This is a genomic window from Bacillus sp. FSL R5-0585, assembly GCF_038004545.1.
Classification (GTDB): Bacteria; Bacillota; Bacilli; order Bacillales; family Bacillaceae_G; genus Bacillus_A; species Bacillus_A cereus.
Genome location: NZ_JBBORJ010000001.1, coordinates 2,234,607 through 2,247,039, shown reverse-complemented (window position 1 = coordinate 2,247,039; position 12,433 = coordinate 2,234,607). Strand labels below are relative to the sequence as shown.

The window sequence follows — 12,433 nt, the reverse complement described above, 5'->3', positions numbered from 1 at the left end:
AGGAATGTATAAAAAGATGAATCGAGTGATAGAAAATAAAAAAGGGATTCCTTCTGAGAGTAAGGAATCCTCCTTTTTATTGTTTCTTGCAAGTGAATTATTTAAATTCTTGTCTATATAATTTAAACGAATAAATAGCTCCAACGAAGAATACAAAGGCTTCAAATAATATAAAGATTTGACGGAAATTCTCAATATCTTTACCAACTAAAGAAATGAATATGCAATTCATTAGAATTTGAGTAGTAAACATACAAGAAATAATTTTAAAATAAATAGGAGTTGTTCTTTCATCTGGTTTACCAATTTTTTTGTAAATAATAATAAGTGCAATTACTGAACCCAAAAATAGAAGTGCTGTAAGTCCTACAACGATATTGAAATTTCCTGTACTTTCTAACATCCATTTATTTAATAAATCAATCATTATTATCTTCCTTTCCTACATAAGAGAATATTTCGTTCTTCTTTTTCACTATAATAAAAAAAGAAAAAGGAAAACATCGAACTTTCTTACAAATACTCGTGTATTCTTACAGTTTTGTCATTTTGCAAATGTATTCATAGCCTTGTCTTGCACTATTTTCTTTGGAAAACATAGTGAATTACGAGAAAGAGCGCTACAAGATCAACTTCCGAGAACGAAAAATATGTAAATAAGCTGTCTATATGGACAGCTTATTATATTTTTTTGCTTAGCGTGTTTTTTCAAAAATACTGGCGGTACCTCAAGAAATGGGTAAAAAAATCATCGGAAACGAAAGCTTTTAAAATCCCGTTCCTAATTTAAAATGTAAAAAGAATGAAATAGTATGGTAGCGGGAAGAAAGTAGTAAAATTAAGCATCCCAGTAGGAGTATAGAGTGATAACATGTTACAATACAGCTAAGAACACGCAATAAAGGAGAGTTTTTTACGTGAAGATTAAAGCAATTGAACCGACGCCAAGTCCAAATACAATGAAAGTTATTTTGAATGAAGTATTACCATCAGGAGCACGTAATAATTATACAAATGAAAATAAAGAACAAGCACCAATGCAAGTGCAAGAAATTTTGAAAATTGAAGGCATTAAAGGTGTATATCATGTAGCCGACTTTTTAGCAGTGGAGCGAAATGCGAAGTATGACTGGAAAGTTTTATTACAACAAGTTCGTGCGGTTTTCGGCGAAGAAGTATTGGAAGAAAGTGAAGAACAACAACTGTCTCATTTTGGAGAAGTGAAAGTGTTTGTTCAAATGTTCTTTACAATTCCAATGCAAGTAAAGTTAACAGATGGAACATCGGAAGAACGTGTTGGCTTACCAGATCGTTTTAAAGAATCAATTATGAAAGTGCAAATGTCTGCACCAAACGTTGTAAAAGAGCGTAAATGGGTAGAACAAAGTACACGTTACGGTAATTTTGAAGAAATTGGGAAAGAAGTAGTGGAAGAGATTGTTGCTGCTTATTCAGAAGAACGTGTAAATGAAACGGTTAAAGAATTATTAAATCAAGCAGGTGCTGTTGAAGTAACGATTCAAAAGCGTGAGCCATATAAAGTAACAGAAGAGATGATGAAAGATTCTGACTGGAAAAATCGTTTTGCAGCATTAGAACAAATGGATCCTACTGAAGAAGATATTCCAGTGTTGAAGATGGCGTTAGATGATGAAAAAGTTTCAATACGCCGTTTAGCAACAGCTTATTTAGGTATGGTAAAAGGTGATGAAGTATTACCGTTATTATATAAAGCTTTGTTAGATCGCTCTGTAAGTGTTCGCCGTACTGCAGGAGATTGTTTATCAGATGTAGGTGATCCGGCAGCGATGTTCGTTATGATTAAATCTCTGAAAGATCCAAGTAAATTAGTACGCTGGCGTGCAGCGATGTTCTTATTTGAACTTGGAGATGAAAGTGCGATTCCAGCATTAAAAGCAGCGCAAGATGATCCAGAGTTTGAAGTAGCCATGCAAGCACGTCTAGCATTAGAGCGTATTGAAGGCGGAGAAGAAGCAAAAGGTTCTGTATGGAAACAAATGACGGAGTCTCGTAAAGGGGAATAATGTATGATTGTTTTCTATGATAGTTGGTGTCCGATGTGTACGGCCGTTGCAGAACGTACGAAAAAATTAGATAAAAAGGGTAAGATGAAATTTGTTTCATTTCGAAATGAAGATGTAGTTGAGAAGTATGAGCTTTCTCAAGAACTACAAAGTAAGATGGAACAAAGACTGTATATTTTTAAAAATAATAAGTGGTATGACGGTATTCAGAGCATAGATGTATTAGCAAAGGCCGTTCCATCTTATTGGTTTGCAGTTCCTTTTATAAAGCTATCTATCGTACTTGGTTTTGGAAGTAAAGTATACGATTATATCGCTAATAATAGAAAACTTGTTCCAGTGGGACATTGCCGCGGTGGGGTTTGTGAAATCCCTACAAAAAAATGAAATCATCGTTATCTTTCTTTTGCACCTATTAATAGAGCGTGATATGATGAATTTGGAATGAAAGTTGAAGGAGAGATTACAAGATGTCAAATGCTTATGAAGAATACATGCGCCAAATGGTAATCCCAATGCGCCAAGAGTTAGTGCGTTCTGGGTTTGAAGAGTTAACTACAGAAGAAGCTGTAACAGAATTTATGGAAAATACATCAGGTACAACTTTAGTAGTTGTAAACTCTGTTTGTGGTTGTGCAGCTGGTTTAGCACGTCCATCAGCAGGTCAAGCGGTTGTTCGTGCTGAAAAACAACCTGATCATCTTGTAACTGTATTCGCAGGTCAAGATAAAGATGCTACTGCAAAAATGCGTGAATACTTCGGAGAAATTCCTCCATCTTCACCATCTATGGCATTATTAAAAGGAAAAGAAGTTGTTCACTTTATTCACCGTCATGAAATTGAAGGTGCAACTATGGACGAAATTATTACGAACTTAGAACAAGCTTTCGAAAAGAATTGCTAAAGAAGGGGGAGAGTAAATCTCCCTCTTTTCTTTATATAGAGGTGAAACAATGATCGTAACAACAGCAGGAAGAACGAACAAAGAAATGACAGATTATGCAAACGAGGTAGCAGCAGAATTAAATGCTTCTTTCGTTAAACGTAATGACATACCGGTACATAAGCTACATGAGCAGTATGAACAAGATGTGCTTGTCGTAGGGAAGAACCGATTAGCTATTTATCCAAAAGGTACGGAAGAATCGTTTTTCTTTCATCCGAACTCAGCGATGTTTCGTGTGAAAAGGTTAATGCGTGGAGAACACGATCCGTTTGTACAAGCCACGCAATTAGAGAGAGGAATGACAGTGTTAGATTGTACGCTCGGGATGGCATCAGATAGTATTGTAGCTAGTTATGTTGTTGGGGAAAGCGGAAAAGTAACAGGACTTGAAGGCAATGAGTATATGGCTTATATTATGGAAAATGGTTTGAAAACATGGTCTTCATCTGTTTCTGAAATTGATGAAGCAATGCAAAGAATCCAAGTAAAGCAAACGGAGCATTTTTCATTTTTAGCGCAATGTGAAGACAATAGTTACGATGTCGTTTACCTTGATCCGATGTTTGAAGAAACTGTCATAGAATCCGATGGAATTAAAGGATTAAAACACTTCGCTTTGTATCATGATATTACTGACGAAACAATTGCGGAGGCAAAACGAGTGGCGAGAAAACGTGTCGTTTTAAAAGATCATTTTCGTAGTTCTAGATTTGAAAAACACAATTTTTATGTATACAAAAGAAAAAGTGCTAAGTTTCACTTTGGTGTAATTGACCCTTGCTAATTGTTTGAAAAGATGTATAATAAGCAATAATTAATTAAATATACTGTCTGTGATGAAGAGAGTAGTCTTTTTTAGAAGGAAAGCGAGCTAGGGATGGTGTGAGCCTAGTACGGAAGAAAAAGATGAAGCGCACTTCGGAGATGCTTCTTGAACGAATAGTAGAGAAAGCCGAGGCCCCCTGTCCTCGTTATAAACGGGAAAGTGGTTCGTAACGAACAACAAGGGTGGTACCACGGGTTAAAACTCGTCTCTTTTTTAGAGACGAGTTTTTTGTGTTTTAAAAAATAAGGAGGTTGTATCATGGATTATAAAATGCAGTTTGCGGAAAGTTTATCTAATATTTTCACGAATGAATTAACGCAAAAACAAATTTTAGATTTAATTGAAACACCGAAACAAGATGAATTTGGAGATGCAGCGTTCCCATGCTTTTCATTAGCGAAGCAATATAAAAAAGCACCAGCTCTTATCGCAAAGGAAGTTGCTGAGAAATTCAATGATCCGTTTTTTACGAAAGTAGAAGCCGTTGGTCCTTATGTAAATGTATTTTTCAATCGTGAAACTGTAAGTGATGCAGTATTAAAAACAGTTTTAGCGGAGAAAGAAGAGTTCGGTCAAAACCACTTTGGCTGTGAAAAAACAGTAGTAATTGATTATTCCTCTCCTAATATCGCGAAACCTTTTTCGATGGGGCATTTACGTTCTACAATGATAGGAAATTCGCTGAAACATATCGCTGAAAAATGTGGCTATGAAGTTGTAGGGATTAATTATATAGGAGATTGGGGAACACAGTTTGGAAAGTTAATTACGGCTTATAAAAAATGGGGAAATGAAGCAGTAGTTAAAGAAGATCCAATACGTGAGCTATTTAAGTTATATGTCCAATTCCATGAAGAGGTAAAAGACGACGAAGAACTAGAAGAAGAAGGACGTGCTTGGTTTAAGAAACTAGAAGAAGGTGATGAAGAAGCGGTAGAACTTTGGAATTGGTTTCGTCATGAGTCCCTTAAAGAATTTTCTCGCATTTATGAACTTCTCGGCGTAGAATTTACTAATTTTCAGGGAGAAGCATTTTATAATAATTTAATGGAAGATTTTATTGGGATTTTAGAAGAACATGAGTTGCTTGAACAATCAGAAGGTGCATTAGTCGTTAATTTAGAAGAAGAAGGAATGCCGCCTTGTTTAATTAGAAAATCAGATGGTGCGACGATTTATGCAACGCGTGACCTAACGGCAGCTTTATATCGTCAAAACACTTATGGGTTTGATAAAGCGCTATATGTTGTTGGTCCAGAACAAAGCTTACATTTCAATCAATTTTTCACCGTATTAAAAAAACTTGGCTATACTTGGGTTGATGGTATGGAACACGTACCGTTTGGCTTCATTTTAAAAGATGGTAAGAAAATGTCGACACGTAAAGGAAGAGTTATTTTACTTGAAGAAGTACTCGAAGAAGCAATCGAACTTGCAAAACAAAATATTGAAGAGAAAAATCCAAACTTAAAACAGAAAGAAGAAGTAGCAAAGCAAGTCGGTGTTGGTGCAGTCATCTTCCACGATTTAAAAAATGAGCGTATGCATAATATCGAATTCTCATTAGAAAATATGCTGAAATTTGAAGGAGAAACAGGACCTTACGTACAGTACACACATGCACGTGCTTGTTCTATTTTAAGAAAAGAAAGTGTAGAATTTGAAACATGTACATTTGCTTTAAAAGACGATCATAGCTGGAGTGTCGTAAAATTACTAAATAAATTCCCGCAAATAATTGAAGCAGCTTTCAATAAAAATGAGCCATCGATTATTTCGAAATATATATTAGATGTAGCACAATCATTCAATAAATATTACGGTAATGTTCGTATATTAGAAGAGAGCAAAGAAAAAGACAGCAGACTCGCATTGGTTTATGCTGTGACGGTTGTATTAAAAGAAGGATTACGTTTACTTGGGGTGGAGGCACCTGAGGAAATGTAACATAGTAGTAAACTGACAAACTGGGTCTAGTATAAACCTGGTTTGTTTTTTTATTGGATATATATTTTTTTTGCAAAATCAATTAAAATCTTTTTAGAGAGGGTGATTCATATTGATTCGAACTTTTATTTTACAAATTCCTTGTCATAGAAGATTAGATAGGAGTTTTTTTAAACTACAAAAGTACATACCTTTATGTGCGCGTTGTACAGGCATGCTTATTGGTATTTTAATGTTTCCAATTTATTTTTATATGACACCTTCATTTCTTTTGGCAATCATACTATCATTTTTCGCTCAAATTCCGTTACTTATCGATGGGTTCACCCAAAAGTGGAAATGGAGAAGTAGCTCAAATTTGCTAAGAATAACTACTGGTGTATTAAGCGGTAATGGTATGGGATTATTCATTTCCTCTAGTGTTATATGGATATTATCTTAAGATATATAGTAATGGAGGTATTTACATAGATGTTCTGGATTTACTTAATTCTAATTTTTATTTCAGGCGGAAGTGGAATTGGTTTTATGATTCAAAATAAGTATACAGAAGCAATAATAGCTTTTGTTATTTGTATACTATTGTTTGGGCTACTGTATTATTATCTTAAAAGAAACAAAAGAAAGAGAAAAGCAGATTGTGACGATTTAGACTGTACGGATTGTTTTGATTGTGATTGTACTTGTTAAATTTTTCTTCCAAATAAAAAGCTAGTGTATTATTAAAAATACACTAGCTTTTTTGCTTTGAAATTTTAAGAAAAGTGTAGGAATACGGCTATTATATAGAGAACTTTAGTTTTGTATATAATAGGAGGCGTTAGATGTTGGAAACGTATGATTGGAACAATAAACTAACATATTTAAAAAACACGAGAGATTTATATTACAACGACGATTATGTAAGCTTTTTAGTAAATACAGTTTGGAAGATTACTAAGCCTGTACATATCGTTGATTACGGTTGTGGATATGGTTATTTAGGATTAGTATTAATGCCATTACTCCCAGAAGGTTCAAAGTATACAGGTATTGATAGTGGAGAAACATTATTAGCTGAAGCCAGAGAGTTGTTTCGTTTACTTCCGTATGATTCAGAATTTCTTGAAGGAGATGCTACAGAAATTGAACTGAACGATAAATACGATATAGCAATCTGTCATGCTTTCTTATTACATATGACTACTCCAGAAACAATGCTAGAAAAAATGATACATTCAGTTAAAAAGGGTGGGAAAATAATCTGTTTTGAACCACATTGGATTTCTAATATGGCTTCTTATTTACTAGATGGGGAGAAACAATCGGAATTTATTCAGCTAGGTGTTTTGCAGAAATTATTTGAAAGTGATACGCAAAGAAATGGTAAAGATGGCAATATAGGCATGAAAATACCGATATATTTAAGTGAATTAGGTGTGAAAAATATTGAATGTAGAGTAAGCGATAAAGTGAACTTTTTAGATTCAAATATGCATCACAATGATAAAAACGATTTGTATCAATCATTAAAAGAAGAGGGGATTGCAGGTGATCCGGGTGATAAGCAACAATTTGTAGAACGTTTAATAGCCAGAGGATTAACATATGATAATGCGCTAGCTCAATATGAAGCTGAACTACGATTTTTTAACATATTTCATGTGTATTCTTCTTTTGTATACGCTCCCAATATGAAAATTACATTTGGTGACATAGTTTGTTAAAAGGTATGATGTATAAGGATTGTCGTTTAATGTCGATAAATCGATATTCGACATATAATCGCTGATAAATGTTAAGAATCGGTCGATATAATTTGAAAATCGCCGATAAAATGAAAGAATCGCTGATATATTTGAATTATCGCCGATATAATTTTATGTACTAATTTCAGCTTCTACAAGATAAAAACCGCATGTTACGTTATTCCATATAATTAAACAAAATACGGAGAAAAACAATTGTTTTTACTATATTTTGTTATAAATTTGAATAATATTAATTAATACCATCCATTTTAAGAGATTTTAGTTGAATACATACTATATGGTGTGTAAAATCTAAGCAAGTAGCAGTTTAAATATAAATTCGAGGTGAATGCATGCTAGATTTTAAGCAATTAGAAACTTGTTTAAAAGACAAGAGATTTGTAGATGGATTACAGGAAATAAATAATGAAATTGCATATATAAAAGAAACGAATACTTTATCCTATGTGAAGAATTGGCTTGCCAATATTCCTTCGCATAAGGAGTTCGATATATTAATTCGCCTTACTGATGAAGGGCTTATGCACCAATACAGTTCATTCCTCATTCGTTACGCTTATAAAAAATTCCCAAATATGAGAACGCTCTCTTTATATTGTGATGAGTTAATTGATGAGCGGAAAATTCTTGAAGCAGAGCAGTTGTTAAAATCTTCTTTAGAAGAGTTAAGTAAAGAAGAAATAGATGCAGATTTTTTAGCGAAAACATATTTTACGTTAGTACGATGTCTTTTAGAAATGAAACGAAACGAAGAAGCGTTAATGTATATGCAAAAAGCAGAGGAGTACAGTGCGCGCGCAGTGTTTGATAAATGGGGCTACGTTTATATGCATACAGGTGAATGGGAGAAAGCGGAAGAACAATTTATTGCTGGCATGCAGCATGAAGATTGTGAAGAGTTATCTACCTATTTATTATCACAATTGTATGCGAATAAAGGAGAACAAAAACGCGCGATACAGTTAATCGATGATGCGATTGTAAAATTCCCACAAGTACCATATTTTCATTTTGAGAAGATAAAGTATTTATTAGATTTAGAGCAATATGAAGAGATGTTAGCGGTAATAGATAACATAAATACTCAGCTGCCATATCATGCCTATAATACTTACTTTGTACATTTACGTGCAGAAGCACTGTACAAAATGAATAAATTTGCAGATTTACAAAAACTATTAAAAGAAGAAAAGAGTTTAAAAGAATCTTTATATCATAATTTAGAAAAAAATCCGGATGGAAAAAAGGTTCACTTGCCGATAGTTCCAATTGTACAAAAGGATAATTATTGTGTTCCGACAAGTTTAGAGATGATGTTGCGTATATGGGGAGAGAAACGTACACAAGATGAAATAGCAGAGTTTATTTTTGATATGACAGGATCGAAGTTTTCAGATACTGTTTCTTATTTAGAAGAATTAGGTTATGAATATCGTTATTTTAAAGGGAACGAAGAGAATTATAAGAGACTGATTGACGAAGGAATTCCTGTTTTATTAAGTATAGATATTGAGCATGCTTCACACGTACAAGTTCTATCTGGATATGATGATACATTGCAAGCTTTCTATGTTCAAGATCCAAACTTTATAGAACCAGTTCTTGTGGAATATAGTAAATTACAAGAAAAATATCGTTATACAGGCTGTTTAGCAATCACGTTTGTTCCGAAAGAAAAGAAGGAGCAACTAGCGTTTCTAAGTGAGGAAGAAAATCGTTACTTTAAATCTATTTTTTCTCTTACGGATCATTTAGATGAACATGACAAAGAGGGAATTAGTAACTTAGTACAATTTTTAAAAGAAACGAGTGATAATCCAAATACGTGGTTATATACGATAAAGCACTTAGATGTTGAAGTAGATAAAAAATTTATTTTATATTGTATCGATAAGTTAATGGAAAAGTTTCCGAACTCGGACTTTGTTAAATTGCATGGTGCACAATGTTTTATTCGTCTTCAAGAAGTAGAGAAAGCGGAGCAAATGCTGACAAGCGTTGAGAAGAAAAATAATCGTGCTTTATATCATTTAATAAACGGAAGATATGCGTTTGAACAGGAAAGTTATCTAGAAGCGATTTCAAGCTTTCGTTTATCGTTACAATTAGACGCAGATCAGCCTATTGCTTGGAGTTTTCTCGCTTTATCCTATATGTATATTGATCAATCTGAAAAAGCATTGCAATACTCTCAAGTTGCATTAGAGCGTAGTCCTGAAAGGTTCACTTTAACAAATCACGGTTTAATATTAATAGATTTAGAAAGATATGAAGAAGCATATGAAATCTTTAATGACTTGTTAAAAGAGTATAAATATGAAGCGCATGTATGGTATGAACGAGCGAGATGTGCACATCAACTAGGGAAATTATATTTAGCAATAAAAGGGCTTAAAGTAGCGATTCATTTGGATAGTAATGCACCTTACATTTATACGAAACTTTCGGAAATATACGAATCTGATTTGAAGGATGAGGAAAGTGCGAAAGAAATTTTATTAAACGGTATTGAGAATTGTGATGATAAAGCACCTCTTTACGTAAAATTAGGTGATTATCATTTTCAAAATGATAGCTTGGAAGAAGCAGAAGTATTGTATAAGCGTGCTTTAGAAGAAAATGATGAGGATGTTTATTCTCACTTCGGACTTACACAAGTTTATATGGCAAGAGAACAATATAAGGAAGCAAAAGAATATATACTTGGTCTTGAGAAGCAAATTGAAAAGAGCCAAGATTTCCTCATGAATGCAGGAATGGTTTTATGGGATGCTGAAATTGAACTTGGTGGAAATGAAGAAGGGTTTAAAGTAGCACTATCTAAGTTAGAAAATGGTATAAAGAAAAGTGATTATAATGTAGTAAGTGCGTTAGATGAATATGTGAATCGAATTAAAGGAACGGAATTTGTACAACGAGGTATAGCATTTTTAAGAACGTTACACAAAGAAAGAAATGAAGTAAGTGAGTACGGTTGTTATGCAGGTATTTTATATGAATCTATTGGACAGTACGGCCAAGCGATGAAAAGATATAATAAGGCGATAGAACAAATGGAAACGGCATTACCGTATTACCGAATTGGTGAAACACTTATGGCATTAGGGCAATTGACGGAAGCAAAACAAGCGTATGAAACATGTTTAGAGCTTGATGGGAATTTCGTAGGTGTACATTTACAGCTTGCGGAAATATACGAAAAAGAAGAAAACCGTTCTAAAGAACAAAGTCATATGGTTCAGGCGATGAAAGAAGAGCCGTTGCATATTAATATGGAATATTTAGCACAGCTTTCAGTAGATATGAATCTTCAGGAAGAATTGCTGACTGAACTAGAACAATTAGCGGACGAAGTACCTGAAATATGGCGTTTAGATGCGATTGCATATGTGTACGGAGCGATGAATGAAATAGATAAAGAACAAGCACAGGTTGAATACGCACTACAATTAGATGGTGAGCATATAGAAGTTCTATATCATTATGCAAAAGTCTTAGTGAAAAAAAGAAATGTAAAAGCAATTGAAGTTGCAATGAAAGTAATACAAAAAGATTTTGATAATGAACGTATATTTGATGTTTATGTAAAAGCAGTAGAGCAACATAAAAAATTGTCTAACATACGAGATTTTCTTCATACGTTAAAGGTCAAAAAAGCAGAAAGAAGTACAGCATTCATGTATGCTGCAGCTGCGGTTACGGAAATATGGATTGAACGCCAGCTGCATGAACAGCCGAAACGATCTATCATTACGAGAGCTTTTTATCGTATGAAAAATCGTGCGAAAGAAATTTCAATGGTTACTATGATAATTGATTTATATGAAATCTCTTTAAAGTTAAATCCGAAAAATAGTATGGCAGCACAGCGATTTGCGCTATTTTATGAGAATGTAGAGATGAATAAAGAAGCAATAGAGATTCTGCACACGTCACTAGAAAATAAATGGGATTATGACGTAGCGAAGCAACTTGTAAATCTTTTCGTTGAGTGCGAGGAAGAAGATATGTTAAGAGATGCTTTGGAATTAACGAAACAAATGGTTCGAGAACTACCAGATGATTATGATACTCTTCTTCTGCAAGCACAAGTATTCTTTAAAGCAGGGGAAGAAAGAAAAGCAGAAAAGATTATCTTACAATTAACAGAGCAAACACCGTTTGTAAGTAGAGCATTTCTTGCTTTAGGAGAAATATATCAAAGTCAAGAAAGGTTTGAAGAGGCAATTCATGTATTAGAAAATGCTTCTATACATCATCCAAATGAAACAGCAATTCTTCTTTCTTTAGCATCTTCATATCATGGTGCCGGCCAAACGATAAAGGCAGAAAAAATAACAAATGAAGTATTAATAATTGACGCGAGTGATTTGTTAGCAAGATATGATCGTGCTTGTTATTTAGCGCAGTTAAATAGAAATGAAGAGGCGAAGGAAGAGCTTGAATTTGTCCTTCGTGAGGATGAATCGGGATTCTTTACTGAACTTATTGAGGATGATGAAAATTTAGCAGCATTGCGAGAATTTGAAAAGTAATTGTATAAGAATAGGGAAAAAAAATAAGGATATATTTTGAATTAGTTGACAATTAGTTGCTAAATGGCATAAAATAACTTTTAACAAAGTATACAAATCTGAAGACGAGAAAGAGTAAAATAGTGAGCTGTTCTCCAGAGAGCCGGTATATTGCTGAAAGCCGGTGTGCAGACATTATTTGAAAATCATCTCCGAGGAGCCGAGGCTGAAAGTAAGTAAGCCCGGACGGATGTCTACCGTTACAAAGAACACGTATGATAGTACGTTGCTAAGTGCTATTAGTGAAAAAGCTAATAGAATTAGGGTGGTATCGCGGGTAAACCCGTCCCTACTTTATAGGGACGGGTTTTTTGTGTGCTTTAAAATATTCAAAGGAGTGATT

General features: G+C 33.9%; 10 protein-coding genes, 1 pseudogene and 2 other annotated features. Of the genes and pseudogenes, 10 read left to right on the top strand and 1 reads right to left on the bottom strand.

Going from position 1 to position 12,433, the window contains the following annotated elements:
* Nucleotides 1–97 precede the first annotated feature (97 nt).
* Entirely contained in the window at nucleotides 98–427 is a 330-nt protein-coding gene (locus MKY38_RS11445; protein WP_000566285.1) for a hypothetical protein, read from the bottom strand.
* Between the two features lie 139 nt (nucleotides 428–566).
* On the opposite strand from MKY38_RS11445, the pseudogene MKY38_RS29295 reads away from it, so the two are divergent.
* The 10 genes and pseudogenes from MKY38_RS29295 to MKY38_RS11400 form a co-directional block, all read left to right on the top strand.
* Nucleotides 567–641: pseudogene (locus MKY38_RS29295) on the top strand (transposase); the annotation flags it as partial.
* Nucleotides 642–917: 276 nt separating this feature from the next.
* Nucleotides 918–2,045, top strand: a complete 1,128-nt coding sequence (locus MKY38_RS11440) for a conserved virulence factor C family protein (protein ID WP_000692566.1) — start codon at nucleotides 918–920, stop codon at nucleotides 2,043–2,045.
* A gap of 3 nt (nucleotides 2,046–2,048) precedes the next feature.
* Nucleotides 2,049–2,432: a thiol-disulfide oxidoreductase DCC family protein gene (locus MKY38_RS11435; RefSeq protein ID WP_000634884.1), complete on the top strand. Its 384-nt coding sequence runs from the start codon at nucleotides 2,049–2,051 to the stop codon at nucleotides 2,430–2,432.
* 83 nt (nucleotides 2,433–2,515) lie between these two features.
* On the top strand, nucleotides 2,516–2,950 hold the full coding sequence (locus MKY38_RS11430; RefSeq protein ID WP_000063706.1) for a BrxA/BrxB family bacilliredoxin: 435 nt from the start codon (nucleotides 2,516–2,518) through the stop codon (nucleotides 2,948–2,950).
* A gap of 49 nt (nucleotides 2,951–2,999) precedes the next feature.
* The gene (locus tag MKY38_RS11425) at nucleotides 3,000–3,776 is read left to right on the top strand and encodes a class I SAM-dependent methyltransferase (RefSeq protein ID WP_000637459.1); all 777 of its coding nucleotides are present in this window, start codon (nucleotides 3,000–3,002) and stop codon (nucleotides 3,774–3,776) included.
* 40 nt (nucleotides 3,777–3,816) lie between these two features.
* Nucleotides 3,817–4,031, top strand: a binding site (T-box leader).
* 45 nt (nucleotides 4,032–4,076) lie between these two features.
* Nucleotides 4,077–5,765 carry an arginine--tRNA ligase gene (gene argS / locus MKY38_RS11420; RefSeq protein WP_000384910.1) on the top strand — a complete coding sequence of 563 codons (1,689 nt, stop codon included), beginning with the start codon at nucleotides 4,077–4,079 and terminating at the stop codon, nucleotides 5,763–5,765.
* A gap of 112 nt (nucleotides 5,766–5,877) precedes the next feature.
* Nucleotides 5,878–6,207 carry a DUF2085 domain-containing protein gene (locus tag MKY38_RS11415; RefSeq protein ID WP_000621475.1) on the top strand — a complete coding sequence of 110 codons (330 nt, stop codon included), beginning with the start codon at nucleotides 5,878–5,880 and terminating at the stop codon, nucleotides 6,205–6,207.
* 29 nt (nucleotides 6,208–6,236) lie between these two features.
* On the top strand, nucleotides 6,237–6,455 hold the full coding sequence (locus MKY38_RS11410; RefSeq protein WP_000498601.1) for a hypothetical protein: 219 nt from the start codon (nucleotides 6,237–6,239) through the stop codon (nucleotides 6,453–6,455).
* Nucleotides 6,456–6,592: 137 nt separating this feature from the next.
* Entirely contained in the window at nucleotides 6,593–7,471 is an 879-nt protein-coding gene (locus MKY38_RS11405; RefSeq protein ID WP_025709739.1) for a class I SAM-dependent methyltransferase, read from the top strand.
* A gap of 377 nt (nucleotides 7,472–7,848) precedes the next feature.
* Nucleotides 7,849–12,051 (top strand): tetratricopeptide repeat protein, encoded by a 4,203-nt coding sequence (locus tag MKY38_RS11400; RefSeq protein ID WP_341049030.1) that lies wholly within the window; start codon nucleotides 7,849–7,851, stop codon nucleotides 12,049–12,051.
* A 92-nt stretch (nucleotides 12,052–12,143) separates the two neighbouring features.
* Nucleotides 12,144–12,384: a binding site (T-box leader), on the top strand.
* Nucleotides 12,385–12,433 lie beyond the last annotated feature (49 nt).

Coding starts and splice junctions, on each gene's coding strand:
- argS (WP_000384910.1), top strand. CDS start 4,077: ATGGATTATAAAATGCAGTTTGCGGAAAGTTTATCTAATATTTTCACG.
- MKY38_RS11445 (WP_000566285.1), bottom strand. CDS start 427: ATGATTGATTTATTAAATAAATGGATGTTAGAAAGTACAGGAAATTTC.
- MKY38_RS11400 (WP_341049030.1), top strand. CDS start 7,849: ATGCTAGATTTTAAGCAATTAGAAACTTGTTTAAAAGACAAGAGATTT.
- MKY38_RS11410 (WP_000498601.1), top strand. CDS start 6,237: ATGTTCTGGATTTACTTAATTCTAATTTTTATTTCAGGCGGAAGTGGA.
- MKY38_RS11425 (WP_000637459.1), top strand. CDS start 3,000: ATGATCGTAACAACAGCAGGAAGAACGAACAAAGAAATGACAGATTAT.
- MKY38_RS11430 (WP_000063706.1), top strand. CDS start 2,516: ATGTCAAATGCTTATGAAGAATACATGCGCCAAATGGTAATCCCAATG.
- MKY38_RS11435 (WP_000634884.1), top strand. CDS start 2,049: ATGATTGTTTTCTATGATAGTTGGTGTCCGATGTGTACGGCCGTTGCA.